11 protein-coding genes, 2 tRNA genes and 1 pseudogene are annotated in these 16,872 nt (G+C 71.7%); 1 reads left to right on the top strand and 13 read right to left on the bottom strand.

The genetic code is table 11. From position 1 onward, the window contains the following. Positions 1 to 70: 70 nt before the first annotated feature. Positions 71 to 811 carry a DUF5324 family protein gene (locus tag ACFCLZ_RS19435; RefSeq protein WP_380277651.1) on the top strand — a complete coding sequence of 247 codons (741 nt, stop codon included), beginning with the start codon at positions 71 to 73 and terminating at the stop codon, positions 809 to 811. Positions 812 to 883: 72 nt separating this feature from the next. On the opposite strand, the gene ACFCLZ_RS19430 is transcribed toward ACFCLZ_RS19435, so the two are convergent. The 13 genes and pseudogenes from ACFCLZ_RS19430 to dnaA form a co-directional block, all read right to left on the bottom strand. Then, positions 884 to 956 (bottom strand) — tRNA-Ala (locus ACFCLZ_RS19430). A 190-nt stretch (positions 957 to 1,146) separates the two neighbouring features. Beyond that, the gene (locus tag ACFCLZ_RS19425) at positions 1,147 to 1,275 is read right to left on the bottom strand and encodes a DLW-39 family protein (RefSeq protein WP_014137031.1); all 129 of its coding nucleotides are present in this window, start codon (positions 1,273 to 1,275) and stop codon (positions 1,147 to 1,149) included. A 246-nt stretch (positions 1,276 to 1,521) separates the two neighbouring features. Further along, the gene (locus ACFCLZ_RS19420; protein ID WP_380277649.1) at positions 1,522 to 1,893 is read right to left on the bottom strand and encodes a DUF6191 domain-containing protein; all 372 of its coding nucleotides are present in this window, start codon (positions 1,891 to 1,893) and stop codon (positions 1,522 to 1,524) included. A gap of 139 nt (positions 1,894 to 2,032) precedes the next feature. Beyond that, a tRNA-Ile gene (locus ACFCLZ_RS19415) sits at positions 2,033 to 2,109 on the bottom strand. Between the two features lie 16 nt (positions 2,110 to 2,125). Beyond that, positions 2,126 to 3,544, bottom strand: a complete 1,419-nt coding sequence (locus ACFCLZ_RS19410; RefSeq protein ID WP_380277648.1) for a class I SAM-dependent methyltransferase — start codon at positions 3,542 to 3,544, stop codon at positions 2,126 to 2,128. Between the two features lie 275 nt (positions 3,545 to 3,819). Beyond that, on the bottom strand, positions 3,820 to 4,557 hold the full coding sequence (locus ACFCLZ_RS19405) for a DUF3566 domain-containing protein (RefSeq protein ID WP_380277646.1): 738 nt from the start codon (positions 4,555 to 4,557) through the stop codon (positions 3,820 to 3,822). Positions 4,558 to 4,707: 150 nt separating this feature from the next. Then, complete coding sequence (gene gyrA / locus ACFCLZ_RS19400) at positions 4,708 to 7,248, bottom strand: DNA gyrase subunit A (RefSeq protein WP_380286217.1); 2,541 nt, start codon at positions 7,246 to 7,248, stop codon at positions 4,708 to 4,710. A 118-nt stretch (positions 7,249 to 7,366) separates the two neighbouring features. Continuing rightward, positions 7,367 to 9,397 carry a DNA topoisomerase (ATP-hydrolyzing) subunit B gene (gene gyrB, locus ACFCLZ_RS19395; RefSeq protein ID WP_380277644.1) on the bottom strand — a complete coding sequence of 677 codons (2,031 nt, stop codon included), beginning with the start codon at positions 9,395 to 9,397 and terminating at the stop codon, positions 7,367 to 7,369. A gap of 291 nt (positions 9,398 to 9,688) precedes the next feature. Continuing rightward, positions 9,689 to 10,210 (bottom strand): DciA family protein, encoded by a 522-nt coding sequence (locus tag ACFCLZ_RS19390; RefSeq protein ID WP_350560574.1) that lies wholly within the window; start codon positions 10,208 to 10,210, stop codon positions 9,689 to 9,691. A 202-nt stretch (positions 10,211 to 10,412) separates the two neighbouring features. Next, positions 10,413 to 11,546: a DNA replication/repair protein RecF gene (gene recF, locus ACFCLZ_RS19385; protein ID WP_380277642.1), complete on the bottom strand. Its 1,134-nt coding sequence runs from the start codon at positions 11,544 to 11,546 to the stop codon at positions 10,413 to 10,415. A gap of 43 nt (positions 11,547 to 11,589) precedes the next feature. Next, positions 11,590 to 12,585 (bottom strand): phosphogluconate dehydrogenase (NAD(+)-dependent, decarboxylating), encoded by a 996-nt coding sequence (gene gnd / locus ACFCLZ_RS19380; RefSeq protein WP_380286216.1) that lies wholly within the window; start codon positions 12,583 to 12,585, stop codon positions 11,590 to 11,592. A 91-nt stretch (positions 12,586 to 12,676) separates the two neighbouring features. Then, positions 12,677 to 13,807 (bottom strand): DNA polymerase III subunit beta, encoded by a 1,131-nt coding sequence (gene dnaN / locus ACFCLZ_RS19375; protein ID WP_376086409.1) that lies wholly within the window; start codon positions 13,805 to 13,807, stop codon positions 12,677 to 12,679. A gap of 953 nt (positions 13,808 to 14,760) precedes the next feature. Beyond that, positions 14,761 to 16,571: pseudogene (gene dnaA, locus ACFCLZ_RS19370) on the bottom strand (chromosomal replication initiator protein DnaA). Positions 16,572 to 16,872 lie beyond the last annotated feature (301 nt).

Genomic DNA, 16,872 nt, shown 5'->3' with positions numbered 1-16,872 from the left:
CCGACGGCCTCCCACCGGCCCAGCCCGCCCCGCGTACGGCCCACTCCGGCATGCCATCGGACAAACCAGGATGCATGATCAGCATTCAGGTGGATATGTGCATAAAGGACGCCACCAGGAGGAGAGACTCGTGACCCGTTTGGACTCGGCCCGAGCGACGGCCGGCAGCTTCGCGGACAGCGCCCGGCAGCAGGCCTCGCAGGCCGCCCACACCGTCCGCGTCCAGTACGACCGGCACATCGCCCCCCAGGTCGGTCACGCCTTCGCCAGCCTGCCGCCGGAGGCCCAGCAGAACGCCCTGAAAGCCCTGCACCGCACCCAGGAGGCCGCCCTGGCCGCCCGACATTCGGCGGCCAGGGCCGCCGACCAGGCGCGGTGCACCGTCGCCCCCAAGGTCGCGCACGCCGTCGAGGAGGCCCGCGCCGCCGTCGTCCCGGTCGCCCAGGAGGCCCAGACCCGCGGCGCCGCCGCGCTGACCGCCATGCGCGGCAACGTCACCTCGGCCGAGATCAGCGACCTCGCGGCCCGCAACGCCCGCAGGTCGTGCCGGGCCGGCTGGGCGACCGGACTGGCCGTGGCCGGCCTGATCGCGATCGGCAGCGGCATCGCCACCTGGCAGTGGTGGCGGCACCGCAGCAACCCGGAATGGCTGGTGGAGCCCCCGTCGGCGACCCGACCGGCCGACGCGCCCGCCTCGGGCACCGGCCCGGACGCCTCGGTGAACGGCTCGCCGGACGCCGCCGGCCCCGCGTCGGCCGCGGCGCCCGCGGAGGACCGCTCCGAGCCGCAGGACCCGCGCGACCCGCAGTGAGAACGCGAATCGGCCGCTGACCGGGAATCAGGTCAGCGGCCGATCGCCGTCCACGCGCGGTGGAGAGAACTGTGGAGCTTAGGAGACTCGAACTCCTGACATCTGCCTTGCAAAGGCAGCGCTCTACCAACTGAGCTAAAGCCCCGGGGCGGCACCGGGCGCACCGCCGGACACCAGCGTACCCGGTTCCGGTGCGGATCCGGTGCCCCGTCCCGGCACTCCTGCCGTGCGGGACCGGAAACTCCGGCCGACCCGGTCACCCGACCGGGCCGACCGGCCCTGGAGGCGCCGTCCGGCGCCTGGGAAGACTGTCGATCGTCAGATCGCCGGGGGCCTCAGCGACCGGCCGGGACCGGGTCGGTGGCCTCGGTCCACAGGTCCTGCTCGGCGCGGTCCGCCTGGACCTGACGGTAGACAAAGAAGCCGCCGAGGGCGACCAGGGCGACCAGGAGAAGCTTCTTCACCGCGGGACCTCGTCCTTCTTGCGTTGACGGACTCGGCAGCCGGGCGCCGATCGTTCCGATCGGGCCGAGGAGTCCGTGGTTGTGTTACGAGCACGAACGGGCGGTCGGGATGCCGGACTGCCCTTGCGGCCGATGATACACACCGGTGTCCCAATCGTGACCAGCCACCGCTGCCTCCAACCGACCGGTCCGGCCGGAGGATTGACGCCACACCTCCTGTCGTACGGTCGGCCCGGCCCCAAGCCGTCACCGTTCCCGCCCGACGGAGCCGGAACCGGGCTGCGCACCGGGCCCGGAACCGGCCCGGGAACCGGACGGCGGCACCACCACCGCCACCCCCGAGGCCAGGTCCACCCGGGTGCGCGGCGGGGCCCCGTCGTCCTCCTCGTCGCGCAGCATCAGGGTGCTCTGCCGCTCGTCGAGCTCGTGCTGCTTGCCGGCCGCGAACTGCGCGTGCAGCTGCTCGAAACCGGTCGCCGAGATCTGCCCCTCCCGGCCGGTCCCCCGCCACGGCACCAGGCGCGACCGGCGCGCCCGTAACGCCAGCTGGTCGACGAAGGCCAGCGCCACCAGCAGACAGACCAGGCCGGGGATGGTCATCGCGAAGACCAGACCCATTGCGTCACCGCCTCCACCGTCGGACACCGCCGGGGCGAGCCCCGGCCTCCACCGGTAGAACACCCGGACGGCGCCCGTGGTTCCGGGAACGCGGACACAACGCCGAAGGGCCCGGAGCATCGCTCCGGGCCCTTCGCGGTGGTGGGGCTAACAGGACTTGAACCTGTGGCCTCTTCCTTATCAGGGAAGCGCTCTAACCGTCTGAGCTATAGCCCCTTGCCGCACTGAAAGATTAGCGGACCGATCCCCGATCCCCCAAATCCGTTTGGGCCGGGCCCGCCCCGGGCCCCTCCGGGACCGGCAGGTCGGAGGCGGTGCCGGGGACAGTACCGGGGACGGTTCCGGGGGCGGCCAGCCACTCCGCGCGGGTCGCCGGCAGGTGCGCGGCGCCCTCGGCGGTGCTGCGCACCGCGAGGATCTGGTTGACCCCGATCCGGTTCTCCTCGAAGGCCAGCGCCGAGGCCGCCATGTAGAGCCGCCAGACCCGCGCCCGGCCGCGCCCCACCAGCCCGACCGCCTCCGTCCAGCGCGCCTCCAGATTGGCCACCCACTCACGCAGGGTCAGCCCGTAGTGCTCGCGGAGCGACTCGACGTCCCGCACCTCGAAGCCCGCCTCCTCCAGCCGGGAGACGGTGGAACCGACCGGGGACAGCTCGCCGTCCGGGAAGACGTAGCGGTTGATGAACGGGCTGGGACGGTACGGCTCACCGGGGTGATCGGGGCGGCGGGCGATCTGGTGGTTGAGCAGCCGGCCGCCGGGCGCCAGCAGCCGGTACAGGCCCTCGGCGTACACCCGGTACTGGGCCTCGCCGACGTGCTCGGCCATGCCCACGCTGGAGATCGCGTCGAACGGGCCGTCCGGGATCTCCCGGTAGTCCTGGAGCCGGATCTCCACCCGGTCCGCCAGCCCGGCCTCCTCGACCCGCCGGCGGGCCAGCGCCACCTGCTCCTCGGAGATCGAGACGCCGACCGCCCTCACTCCGTAGTGCCGGGCCGCGTGCAGCACCAGTGAGCCCCAGCCGGAGCCGACGTCCAGCAGCCGCATCCCCGGCCGCAGGCCGAGCTTGCGGCAGATGAGGTCCAGCTTGGCCTCCTGCGCCGCCTCCAGGCTCTTCGCGGCGGGCTCCCAGTAGGCGCACGAGTAGACCATCGAGGGACCCAGCACCAGGCCGTAGAAGTCGTTGCCGACGTCGTAGTGGTGGTGGATCGCGGCGCGGTCCCGGCCGCGGCTGTGCAGCCGCCCGCGGCCCGTCGGGGCCTCCTCCGGCGGCGGCACCGGCTCGGGGCCGAGCGCACCGGCCCGCAGCAGCGCGCCCACCACCCGGCGGCCCCTGGCGCCCAGCACGTCGCCGGGGCCCAGCCGCAGCCGGCGGATCTCCGGACGCTCGGCGAAGCGCGCCACGGCCCGCAGCACGTCGTACAGGTCGGTGCCCGGGGCGACCTCCAGGTCCCCCGAGACGTAGGCGCGGGCCAGGCCCAGCTCGCCCGGGTGCCAGAGCAGCCGGCGCAGCGCCCGGCGGTTGCGCAGCACCACGGTGGGCGCCCCCGGCGGCCCGGCGACACTGCCGTCCCAGGCCTGCACCCGCAGCGGCACCGGGATCCCCAGCAGCCCGTCCAGGGCCTCGACCAGCCGCCTTGCGAGCTCCGCCATCGCGCGTCTCCGTCCTGCCGTGCCTGAGCAGCCGTCCCGGACCCGTCCGGTGGGGACCGGGGAGGCCTGCGGCGGCCGGGTGACGCGGAACGAGCGGACTCATCCAAGCCCACCGCGACCCCGGCCCGTCCGGGAGGCGCGCCGCGCTGCGCGGCTGTCACCCGAATGCCGACGGGCCCCACCGGCTGCAACAGCCGGTGGGGCCCGCTGATTCCGCCCGCGGACGGAAAGTCCCCGCCCATGGCGGAAACTGATCCCGGATCACATCCTGGGGATCAGTCCTCCTCGGCCAGGGTGAGCTCGATGCCGCCGGTGAAGCCGGCCGCCGCGTTGTAGATGAACGCCGAGAGGGTGGAGAGCGCGGTCAGCAGCACCACGTCCACCACGGCGATCAGCGAGGTGAAGGTCATCACCTTGCCGAAGCCCACGTAGTCCATGATGTTCAGGCCGCCGCCGTTGGTGTCCGAGCCGGTGACGTCCTTCAGGGTCTTGCCGAGCGAGTCGAAGACGCCGAGCGAGTCCAGCGTCATCCACAGCACCGCGGCCGCCACGATGATGATGATCCCGACCGCCAGCGACAGCAGGAAGCTGACCTTCATGACCGACCACGGGTCGGCCTTGGTCACCCGCAGCCGGGCCTTCCTGGTCCGGCCCAGCGCGCCGCCGCCCGAGGCCGGCGGCGCGGCCGGACGGCGCGCGCCCGCGGCCGGCGTCCCGCCGGGCGGGGTGTTGCCGCCGCCGACCCGGGTGCCCCGGGGCGGGGTCGGCTGCCCCTTGGCGTAGGTGGTCGGCTGGGAGAAGCCGTTGCCCGCCGCCGGGGCGCCCGGCGGCGGAGGCGTCGGCTGGCCGCCGTACGTCCCGCCCTGACCCGCCCCGCCGACCGGCGGCATCAGCGAGGTGGACGCGGCCGGGTGCTCGGCCGGCGGCTGCGGAACGCCGTACGCCCCACCGCCCTGTGCTGCGCCCGGACGGCCGCCGGCGGCGCCTCCCCCAGCACCCGTGGCTCCACTCACTGGTCCTCCCGCACTTCCCACCAGGGACGGCGCACCGCCCTGCTTCGTCACTCGTCATCCAGCGCCCGGCGGGATTGCCCGGTACTGGTCGGCGGCCGGTACCGCCACGTCGTGTACGGACGTGACGGTACCGGCCGACGCGGTACGAGGTCAGGCCTGGGCGGTCCCGCCGCCCGGCGCCGTCTCCGTACCCTCGGCCACCTCGGTGGACTCGGTGCCCGTCACCTCGTCCTCCGCCGACTCCTCGTCCTCGGCCTCCGCGTTGCGGGCCATTCCCACGACCGCATCGCGCTTACCCAGGTTGATCAGTTGGACGCCCATGGTGTCACGTCCGGTTTCACGAACCTCGGAAACCCTCGTGCGGATCACTCCACCGGACAGGGTGATCGCCATGATCTCGTCGCTCTCGTCGACGACGAGCGCGCCGACCAGCGAGCCCCGGCCCTCGACGATCTTCGCCGCCTTGGTGCCGTAGCCGCCGCGTCCCTGGACACGGTACTCGTCCACCCCGGTGCGCTTGGCGTAACCGCCGTCGGTCGCGGTGAAGACGTAGGTGCCCGGACGGACCACGTTCATCGAGAGCAGTTCGTCGTCCGCGCGGAACGACATGCCCTTGACGCCGGAGGTGGCGCGGCCGGTGGAGCGCAGCGCGTCGTCGGTGGCGGTGAAGCGGATCGACTGCGCCTTGCGGGAGACCAGCAGCAGGTCGTCCTCGGCGGAGACCAGCTCGGCGCCGATCAGCTCGTCGTCCCGGCCCTCCTCGTCCTGGCGCAGGTTGATCGCGATCAGGCCGCCGGAGCGCGGGGAGTCGTAGTCCTTCAGCGGGGACTTCTTCACCAGGCCGGCCCGGGTGGCGAGGACCAGGTAGGGCTTGTCCTCGTAGGTGCGGACGGCCATCACCTGGGCGATGTGCTCGTCCGGCTGGAAGGCCAGCAGGTTGGCCACGTGCTGGCCGCGGGCGTCGCGCCCGGCGTCCGGCAGCTCGTAGCCCTTGGCGCGGTAGACCCGGCCCTTGTTGGTGAAGAACAGGATCCAGTTGTGGGTCGTCGTCACGAAGAAGTGGTCGACGATGTCGTCCTGCTTGAGCTGGGCGCCGCGCACGCCCTTGCCGCCGCGCTTCTGCGAGCGGTAGAGGTCGGAGCGGGTCCGCTTGACGTAGCCGCCGCGGGTGATCGTGACGACGATGTCCTCCTCGGCGATGAGGTCCTCGATGGAGAGGTCGCCGTCGGAGGGGATGAGGGTCGAGCGCCGCTCGTCGCCGTACTTCTCGACGATCGCGGTGAGCTCCTCGGAGATGATCCCGCGCTGGCGGGTCGGCGAGGCCAGGATCGCGTTGTACTCGTCGATCTTGCGCTGCAGCTCGTCGTGCTCGTCGGTGATGCGCTGGCGCTCCAGGGCGGCCAGGCGGCGCAGCTGCATCTCCAGGATGGCGTTGGCCTGGAGCTCGTCGATCACGAGCAGCTCCATCAGGCCGGTGCGGGCGGCGTCGGCGCTCGCCGAGGCCCGGATCAGCGCGATGACCTCGTCGATCATGTCCAGGGCGCGCAGCAGCGCGCGCAGGATGTGGGCGCGCTCCTCGGCCTTGCGCAGCCGGAAGGTGGTGCGCCGGACGATGACCTCGACCTGGTGGTTGACCCAGTGCCGGATGAAGGCGTCCAGCGACAGGGTGCGCGGCACGCCGTCGACCAGGGCCAGCATGTTGGCGCCGAAGTTGGTCTGCAGGTCGGTGTGCTTGTAGAGGTTGTTCAGCACGACCTTGGCGACCGCGTCGCGCTTGAGCACGATCACCAGTCGCTGGCCGGTGCGCGAGGAGGACTCGTCGCGGACGTCGGCGATGCCGGCGACCCTGCCGTCCTTGACCAGGTCGGCGATCTTCAGCGCGAGGTTGTCCGGGTTGACCTGGAACGGCAGCTCGGTGATCACCAGGCACTGCCGGCCCTGGATCTCCTCGACCTCGACGACGGCCCGCATGGTGACCGAGCCGCGGCCGGTGCGGTAGTAGTCGTCGATGCCGCGGCGGCCGACGATCAGCGCGCCGGTGGGGAAGTCCGGGCCCTTGATCCGCTCGATCAGGGCGTCCAGCAGTTCCTCGTTGGAGGCCTGCGGGTTCTCCAGGTACCAGAGCGCGCCGGAGGCGACCTCGCGGAGGTTGTGCGGCGGGATGTTGGTGGCCATGCCGACCGCGATGCCGGTGGCACCGTTGACCAGCAGGTTGGGGAAGCGGGCGGGCAGGACGGTGGGCTCCTGCGAGCGGCCGTCGTAGTTCGGCGCGAAGTCGACGGTCTCCTCGTCGATGTCGCGCATCATCTCCATCGCCAGCGGCGCCATCTTGCACTCGGTGTAGCGCATGGCCGCGGCCGGGTCGTTGCCCGGGGAGCCGAAGTTGCCGTTGCCGTCCACCAGCGGCATCCGCATCGACCACGGCTGGGCCAGGCGGACCACGGTGTCGTAGATCGAGGTGTCGCCGTGCGGGTGGTAGTTGCCCATGACGTCGCCGACGACGCGGGCGCACTTGTAGTAGCCCTTCTCGGGGCGGTAGCCGCCGTCGTACATCGCGTACAGCACGCGGCGGTGCACCGGCTTCAGGCCGTCGCGCACCTCGGGCAGCGCCCGGCTGACGATGACGCTCATCGCGTAGTCGAGGTACGAGCGCTGCATCTCGGTCTCGAGTTCGACCGGCTCGATGCGCATGGTGGCCGTGGCGGCCTCGGGAGTCTCGGGCTGCTCGCCTTCGGGACGGTTGTCGTCGACCACTGGTGGTCAGTTTCCTTTCACGCGGACTGGTACGTGCGGGGCCTGCGGGCAGGCGTCACACGTCCAGGAAGCGGACGTCCTTGGCGTTGCGCTGGATGAAGGAGCGGCGGGCCTCGACGTCCTCGCCCATGAGGATCGAGAACAGTTCGTCGGCACGGGCGGCGTCCTCCAGGGTGACCTGGAGCAGCAGGCGGTGGGCCTGGTCCATGGTGGTGACCCGGAGCTCCTCGGCGTTCATCTCGCCGAGACCCTTGAACCGCTGGATCGCGTCGTCCTTCGGCAGCCTGCGCCCGGCGGCCACACCCGCCGCGATCACGGCGTCGCGCTCGCGGTCGGAGTAGACGTACTCGAAGTCGTCCTTGCCCCACTTGATCTTGTACAGCGGCGGCATCGCCAGGTAGACGTAGCCGGACTCGACCAGCGGCCGCATGAAGCGGAACAGCAGGGTCAGCAGCAGGGTGCGGATGTGCTGTCCGTCGACGTCGGCGTCGGCCATCAGGACGATCTTGTGGTACCGCAGCTTGGACTCGTCGTAGTCCTCCTGGATGCCGCAGCCGAAGGCCGAGATCAGCGCCTGGACCTCGGTGTTCTGCAGCACCTTGTCGATCCGGGCCTTCTCGACGTTCAGGATCTTGCCGCGGATCGGGAGGATCGCCTGGATGCGCGGGTCGCGGCCCTGCTTGGCCGAGCCGCCGGCGGAGTCACCCTCGACGATGAAGATCTCGCACTCGGCCGGGTCCTTGGACTGGCAGTCGCTGAGCTTGCCGGGCAGCGAGGCGGACTCCAGCAGGCCCTTGCGGCGGGTGAGGTCGCGGGCCTTGCGGGCGGCGACGCGCGCGGTGGCGGCCTGGATGGACTTGCGGATGATGTCCGCGGCCTCGTTGGGGTTGCGGTCCAGCCAGTCGTTCAGGTGCTCGTGGACGACCTTCTGGACGAAGGTCTTCGCCTCGGTGTTGCCCAGCTTGTCCTTGGTCTGGCCCTCGAACTGCGGCTCGCCGAGCTTGACCGAGATGATCGCGGTCAGACCCTCGCGGATGTCCTCGCCGGAGAGGTTGTCATCCTTCTCGCGGAGCAGCTTCTTGTCCCGCGCGTAGCGGTTGACCAGGCCGGTCAGCGCGGCGCGGAAGCCCTCCTCGTGGGTACCGCCGCCGTGGGTGTGGATGGTGTTGGCGAAGGAGTAGACCCCCTCGGTGTACGAGGAGTTCCACTGCATGGCGATCTCCACCGAGATCGCCTTGTCCTTGTCCTCCGCCTCGAAGTCGATCACCGAGGGGTGGACGACGTCGCCCTTGCGGGAGTTCAGGTGGGCGACGAAGTCGGCGATGCCGCCGTCGTACTTGTACGTGACGGAGAGCGGCTTGCCCTCCTCGTCGACGTGCTCGGGGCGCTCGTCGGTCAGCGCGATGGTCAGGCCCTTGTTGAGGAACGCCATCTCCTGGAACCGGCGGGAGAGCGTCTCGAAGGAGTAGACCGTGGTCTCGAAGATGTCCGGGTCGGCCCAGAAGGTGACGCTGGTGCCGGTGCGCTCGGCGGCCTCGTGCTGGGCCAGCGGAGCGGTCGGGGTGCCCGCCTTGTACTCCTGCGTCCAGCGGTGGCCGTCGGTGTGGATCTCCACCGCGAGGCGGACGGACAGCGCGTTCACCACGGAGACGCCGACGCCGTGCAGACCGCCGGAGACCGCGTAGCCGCCGTTGCCGAACTTGCCGCCCGCGTGCAGAACCGTCAGCACGACCTCGACGGCCGGCTTGCCCTGGCCCGGCATGATGCCGACCGGGATGCCGCGGCCGTTGTCGACCACGCGCACGCCGCCGTCGGCCAGGAGCGTCACGTCGATGGTGTCCGCGTGCCCGGCCATCGCCTCGTCGACGGAGTTGTCCACGATCTCCTGCACCAGGTGGTGCAGGCCGCGCTCACCGGTCGAGCCGATGTACATGCCGGGGCGCTTGCGGACGGCGTCGAGGCCTTCCAGCACCTGGATGGCGCTCGCGTCGTACGACCTGTCGGACTGGTCGGTCTGGTCTGGGATCTGGCTGGGGTTGCCGGAATCGGCCACGAAGCGCCCTCTCTGGCACAGCGCGGGCCGCATCCCCGGCCCCCTACGGGCGGGCGTGCGACCACGGCGTTTCGACTCGGTTGCCACTAGCAACAGTGTTTGGCCCCCAGTCTACCGGTACGACTGACATCGATGGGCGTTTGGCAGCCTCTGAGGGCAGAAATGGCGCCCTGAATCCCCTCGGGACATGTCCCGATACTCGCCCGGGGGGCTCAGACCGCCTGGCAGGGCCGTCAGGGGTTCCGGAGGATCACGGTCCGCTCCGCTCGCGGCCGGCCGCCCCGAGCCGAAGGGCCGCGCCGGGGGCGAGCGGGCGAGTGGCGGCTAGCCCCAGGTGTCGCCGGGGCCCTTGCTGCCGGGGGCGCGCAGCCGGCCGTAGCCGCGCACCGGGGCGGCGGGGCCGAGCACCTTGATGGTGCGGACCGTGCCGTGGCCCAGCTCGTGGTTCAGACGGGCCACCAACTGCCGTGCCAGCCATCGCAGTTGGGTGGCCCAGGCAGTGGAGTCGCACTGCACCGTGAGCACCGCGGCCTCGTCGTCGTAGGAGGTGGGCGTGCAGTGCGCGGCGATGTCGGGGCCGACGATCTGCGGCCAACGGCCCATCACCCCGCCGACCGCGGCCGAGGACTCCCAGCCCCGCTCGGTCAGCAGCCGGGTCAGCGCCGCCCCCAGCGGCACCGGGTCGCGGCCGTCCGAGCGGGCCCCGCTGCGCAGGCCGTGCCGCTTCGCCTCGCGCTTCTCGCGCACCTGCTCACCGCGCTGGCGGGCCTGCGCCCGGGCCGCCCGCAGCGCCGAACGCGCCAGGTCCGCACCGGTCGGCTCGGGGTGCTCCGCCGAATCGCTCACGGCGATCTCCTTATCCCCACCCTGTGGACAACGGTGAGCCGTCCAGCGTACGGGAGGCGGGACGGCACGCGGCGGCGCGGGTGGGCGTTCCCGGGGGTACGGACGCGGGGTGTGCGACCACCGGCGGCGGTGGGTCGGGGGTGGTCGGGCGCGGCGCGGCTCGGCGCGATTCCGGCGCGGCTCGGGCGCGGCTCGGGCGCGGTCAGCCGGTGACGCGCTGGACGGCGCCGTCGGCAACCGTGTACCGGGCGCCGGCCAGCGCCTTCGGGACGTCCTCGGCCACCGCCGCGGTCACCAGGACCTGCTCGCCGCCGGCCACCAGCTCGGCCAGCCGGTCGCGGCGGGCGGCGTCCAGTTCGGCGAAGACGTCGTCCAGGATCAGCACCGGCTCTCCCCCGTCGGCGCGCAGCAGCTCGTACGACGCCAGCCGCAGCGCCAGCGCGAACGACCAGGACTCGCCGTGGCTGGCGTAGCCCTTGGCGGGCAGCGGGCCGAGCTTGAGCACCAGTTCGTCGCGGTGCGGGCCGACCAGGGTGACCCCGCGCTCGACCTCCTGCTTGCGGGCCGTCCGCAGCGCCTCCAGCAGCTGCTCCTCGGCCTGCTCGCGGCTGGTCGGCAGCTCGCCCTCGAAGGAGCTGCGGTACTCCAGCGCGGTGTCGCCGCCGCCCGGCGCGAGCTGCCCGTAGGCGGCCGTGACCAGCGGCTGGAGGGAGGCCACCAGCTGGAGGCGGAAGGCGGTGAGCTCGGCGCCGGCCCGGGCCAGGTGGCCGTCCCAGACCTCCAGGGTGGACAGGTCGGCGCCCTTGCCGCCGCCGGCCCGGCGGGCCATCGCGGCGGTCTTCAGCAGGGCGTTGCGCTGCTTGAGCACCCGCTCGTAGTCCTGCCGGACCCCGGCCAGCCGGGGCGCGCGGGCGGTCAGCAGCTCGTCCAGGAAACGCCGGCGCTCCCCCGGGTCGCCCTTGACCAGGGCGAGGTCCTCCGGGGCGAACAGCACGGTGCGCAGCAGGCCCAGCACATCGCGCGGGCGGACGTTGTCGGAGCGGTTGATCCGGGCCCGGTTGGCCTTGCCGGGGGTGATCTCCAGCTCGACCAGGGTGGAGCGGCCGCGGTCCACGACCGAGGTGCGGATCACCGCGCGCTCGGCGCCCAGCCGGATCAGCGGGGCGTCGGTGGCGACCCGGTGGCTGCCCAGGGTGGCGACGTAGCCGACCGCCTCGACCAGGTTGGTCTTGCCCTGGCCGTTGGGGCCGACGAACGCCGTGACGCCCGGGTCGAGGGGGACCTCGGCCCGGGCGTAGGAGCGGAAGTCGGCGAGCGACAGGTGCGCGACGTGCATGACGGTGGACTGCGCTCGCCTTCTGGGGAGGGACCTGCGGGGACTACTTCGACTCGACCGCGTGGCCGCCGAACTGGTTGCGCAGCGCGGCAATCATCTTCATCTGCGGCGAGTCGTCCTGGCGGGAGGCGAAGCGGGCGAACAGCGAGGCGGTGATCGCCGGCAGCGGCACGGCGTGGTCGATCGCGGCCTCGACGGTCCAGCGGCCCTCGCCGGAGTCGGCGGCCCAGCCCTTGAGCTTGCCCAGGTGCTCGTCCTCGTCCAGGGCGCGCACGGCCAGGTCGAGCAGCCAGGAGCGGATCACGGTGCCCTCCTGCCAGCTGCGGAAGACCTCGCGGACGTCGGTGACCTCGGGGGCGGCCTCCAGCAGCTCCCAGCCCTCGGCGAAGGCCTGCATCATCGCGTACTCGATGCCGTTGTGGACCATCTTGGCGAAGTGGCCGGCGCCGACCGCGCCCGCGTGCACCGAGCCGAACTCGCTCTCGGGCTTGAGCGCGTCGAAGACCGGCTGGGCCTTGGCGACGTGCTCGGCGTCGCCGCCGTACATCAGCGCGTAGCCGTTCTCCAGGCCCCAGACGCCGCCGGAGACGCCGCAGTCGACGAAGCCGATGCCCTTGGCGGCGAGCGCCTCGGCGTGCTTGATGTCGTCGGTCCAGCGGGAGTTGCCGCCGTCGACGACCACGTCGCCGGGGGAGAGCAGCTCGGCCAGCTCGTCCACGGTGGCCTGGGTGGCGGCGCCTGCCGGGACCATGACCCAGACGACGCGCGGGCCCTGCAGCTTGGTGACCAGCTCCTGGAGGCTCTCGACGTCGGAGATGTCGGGGTTGCGGTCGTAGCCGATGACGGTGTGGCCGGCGCGGCGGATCCGCTCGCGCATGTTGCCGCCCATCTTGCCGAGACCGATGAGGCCGAGCTCCATAGCCAAATCCTTACCTGTGGTGACGTCCCTGCGGGCGGCGCCGTTGCCGCGCCTCCTTGAGCCTACGTGCTGGAGCGAAAGGGCCTCCGCGCGGTCGGGCCGACCGGGGGAGGGCTCCACAGGTTTGTTCACAGGGCTGTGGACGGAGCCGTGGACTCGACGCTTCCGGGCCGGGCCGGTGGCGGCCGGCCGGCCCGGAAGCGCGGTCGGCTCAGCCGGAGAGGCGGACCGGCATGATCAGGTACTGGTAGGCCTCGTCCGCCTCGGCGTCCACCGCGGCCTTGCCGCTGAGCAGCGCGGGCTTGGTCGGGGTGGTGAAGCTCAGCTGGGCGTAGGCGGAGTCGATGGCCTTGAGGCCCTCCTCCAGGTAGCCCGGGTTGAACGCGATCGAGATGGCGTCGCCCTCCAGGGAGGCGTCGATCCGCTCGGTGGCCTGGGCGTCGTCACCGGAGCCGGCCTCCAGGGTGAGCACGCCCTCCTCGAAGTTCAGCCGGACCGGGGTGTTGCGCTCGGCGACCAGCGAGACGCGCTTGAGCGCCTCCAGGAAGGGCTGGGTCTGGATCGCCGCGATCGCGTTGAACTCGGTCGGGAAGAGGCTGCGGTACTTGGGGAACTCGCCCTCCAGCAGGCGGGTGGTGGTCCGCCGGCCGGCGCCCTCGAAGCCGATCAGGCCCTCGCCCGCGCCGCCCGAGGAGAGCGCGATGGAGACGCTGTCACCGCTGCCCAGGGACTTGGCGATGTCCTGCAGGGTCTTGGCCGGGACGAGCGCGACCGCCGAGATGTCGGCTTGCTCGGGCTTCCACAGCAGCTCGCGGACCGCGAAGCGGTAGCGGTCGGTGGCGGCCAGGGTGATCCGGTCGCCCTCGATCTCGACCCGGACGCCGGTGAGCACCGGCAGGGTGTCGTCGCGGCCGGCGGCCACGGCGGCCTGGCTGACCGCGGAGGCGAAGACGTCGCCGGGGACGGTGCCGGTCGCGGTCGGCATCTGGGGCAGGGCCGGGTACTCGTCCACCGGCAGGGTCGGCAGGGTGAACCGGGAGCTGCCGCAGACCACGCTGACCCGCTGGCCGTCGGTGGAGATCTCCACCGGCCGGTTGGGGAGGTTGCGCGAGATGTCGTTGAGCAGCCGGCCGGAGACCAGCACGGTGCCGGCCTCCTCGATGTCGGCCTCGAGCTCGACCCGGGCCGAGACCTCGTAGTCGAAGCCGGACAGCGCCAGGCTGCCGTCCTGCGCCGTCAGCAGCAGGCCGGCCAGCACCGGCACCGGCGGCCGTGCCGGGAGGCTGCGAGCAGCCCAGGCCACCGCCTCCGCGAGGACGTCACGCTCCACCCGGAACTTCACCGGTAACCGCCTCCTGGATCGAGCGCTCCCGCTCGCACGTCTGGTTCTTCTGATCTTGGTCTTCGGTGCGGCTGTCCCGCCGAGCTCCGCCGCTCCGCTTCCAGTCGCCGAGGACAGTCTGACGTACTCCACCGACAGACGGGGCAGACGGGCGGAAGCAAGTCGAACGGATGTCGGGGAGCGGTTGTCCACAGATTTCGAGCCCACCCGCTTTTGAACCAGGCGAACGGTCTATAGGTGTAGTGGTAGTAGTAGGGCCTGTGGAAACCGTGGATAACCCTGTTTGCGCAGGTCAGGTCCGGTTTTTTGTCCACAGGACATGTGGATGGCGGCTGTGGACGAACACGGCCCGCTGTGGACGGCGGAGCGTTACCCACAGGGCACGCTGGGTATCCACAGGTTATCCCCAGCACCATCCCCAGATCGGGACGTGGTTATCCACGGGCGCCGGTCAACTTTTCGTGACGGCTTTCACACCTGGGCGTGAACGACGGCAGAAGCTTGTCGAACTGTGGACACAGCTGTGGACAACCTGGGGATAACCTCGCCCGGCCTGGGGACAACCGGTGGACAACCCGGACGGCCCACTGACGGGCCGCCAATTGTCCACAGCCTGTGGATAACGGTTGTGCACAAGTCCACAGGCACCTGACCTGCGCGGAAGAGCGTAGCGGCGGCAGCCCTGTGGAGGAATTCTGGATAACTCACGGCGCCCGGGCCTGTGGATGACGGAGAACCGCCCCGGCCTGTGGATTTCCGCCTCGCGCACCGGTGGAGTTCGAATCACCGGTCAGATGTTCGGCGCGGGCTGTGGACTGGCGGAGCGTCCGTCACCGGCATCCCTGCCCCGCCGCCGCGCCGCGCACACCTGTGGATATGCCGAAAGGGCGCCAGGATCGCTCCTGACGCCCTTTTCCGGCCACCTGGGGGCCCGGCCCCGACGGGCCGGCCGGCTAGCTCTTGATGCGGTTGGTCAGCTCGGTGACCTGGTTGTAGATCGAGCGACGCTCGGCCATGAGTGACCGGATCTTGCGGTCGGCGTGCATCACGGTGGTGTGGTCGCGGCCGCCGAACTGCGCGCCGATCTTCGGCAGCGAGAGGTCGGTGAGCTCCCGGCAGAGGTACATGGCGATCTGTCGCGCCGTCACCAGCACGCGGCTGCGCGAGGATCCGCAGAGGTCGTCGACCCCCAGCCCGAAGTAGGCGGCGGTCTGCTGCATGATCACCTGGGCGGTGATCTCCGGTCCGGCGTCCTCGTCGCCGCCCGGGATGAGGTCCTTGAGGACGATCCCGGCCAGCTCCAGGTCCACCGGCGCCCGGTTGAGGTTGGCGAAGGCGGTGACCCGGATGAGGGCCCCCTCCAACTCCCGGATGTTCCGGGTGATCCGGGACGCGATGAACTCCAACACGTCGGCGGGAGCGTTGAGTTGCTCCTGGATCGCCTTCTTGCGCAGGATCGCGATCCGGGTCTCCAGCTCCGGCGGGGTGACGTCGGTGATCAGCCCCCACTCGAAGCGGTTGCGCAGCCGGTCCTCCAGCGTGGTCAGCAGCCTGGGCGGCCGGTCGGAGGAGAGGACGATCTGCTTGTTGGCGTTGTGCAGGGTGTTGAAGGTGTGGAAGAACTCCTCCTGCGTGGACTCCTTGCTCGCCAGGAACTGCACGTCGTCCACGAGCAGGATGTCCATGTCCCGGTAGCGCTTGCGGAAGGTGTCCGCCTTGCCGTCCCGGATGGAGTTGATGAACTCGTTGGTGAACTCCTCCGAGGACACGTACCGCACCCGGGTGCCCGGGAAGAGGCTGCGCGAGTAGTGACCGATGGCGTGCAGCAGGTGGGTCTTGCCCAGCCCGGACTCGCCGTAGATGAAGAGCGGGTTGTACGCCTTGGCCGGAGCCTCGGCGACCGCCACCGCCGCCGCGTGCGCGAAGCGGTTGCTCGCGCCGATGACGAAGGTGTCGAACAGGTACCTGGGGTTCAGCCGGGCGGCCGGCTCGTCCTTGCGGGAGCCGCCCGCCGGGGGCGCGCCGGGCGGGGCGGGCACGCCGGGCACCGCCGGCCGGTCGGTGCCGCGCTCGGCGGGGGCCCTGTCCCCGCCGCGTCCGGCGGCCGGGCGGCCGCCGGGGAGCGGCGTCCGGCCGCGGTCCGCGGGTGCTCGCCCGGGCCGGGGCCGTAGGCGCCGCCGAAGAGGTCGCCCTGGGTGGTCGAGGGCGGCGCGGGGAGCGGGCGCGGCGCGGGCCGGGGCGCGGGCTCCTCGGGTTCGCGATAGGCCGGCGGCTGCTCCTGGTAGCCGGGCCAGGCCTGGGGGCCGCCCGCCGGGGCGCCGTACGGCGCGGGGTGCTGCTCGTAGCCGCCGCTGTCGTAGGGGGGCCGCTCGTAGCTCTGCTCGTAGTCCTGCTCGTACCCCTGCGGGTAGCCCTGGTCGCCGTAGCCGCCGGCGTCCTGCTCGGACGGGCTCGGGTACGGCTCGACGGGGGGATGCGGGGCCGGGGTGGTCGGCACGGCGTTGGCGTCGACCATCACGGCGATCCGCACCGGGCGGGCCAGCTCGCGGGAGAGCGCCTCGGTCAGCTGCGGCAGCAGCCGGCCCTCCAGCACCTGCTTGGCCCGCTCGTTCGGGGCCGCCAGCAGGGCGGTGTCGTGCATCATCCACATGGGCTGGGTGCGCTGCACCCACTGCTTGTCCATCTCCCCGATGTCCGGGTCGCCGACCAGCCGCTCGACGACCCTCGCCCAGACCGGGACAAGGTCGCTGTTGACATCAGCCACTGGTGCACGCTTTCCGATGAACAAACCAGACAAGTCCTGCAACGGTAGTCAGCGAACAGGGCGGGATCAAGTCGTTGTCCACAGGCTGTGGGTAAACGGCCTCCGGGCGGCCGGTTTGACCCTCGTGCCCCGTCCCGCGTACCGTAACCAGGTCGAGTTGTCGATGGCCGCTGCCGCATGTCCGCGGGTCCACCCGCTCCATAAGGCGCGCAGCACGGGCGCCGTGGATTGCCTCAAACCCCAGCCGAACTGGGGTGATGGGCCGGATTTCCGAAACAGGGGAGATCACGCGGACGCACGG

This window comes from Kitasatospora purpeofusca, from assembly GCF_042691725.1.
Classification (GTDB): domain Bacteria; phylum Actinomycetota; class Actinomycetes; order Streptomycetales; family Streptomycetaceae; genus Kitasatospora; species Kitasatospora purpeofusca_B.
Note: the sequence above shows the minus strand (reverse complement) of the source record. Positions and strands in the feature narration are given on the sequence as shown.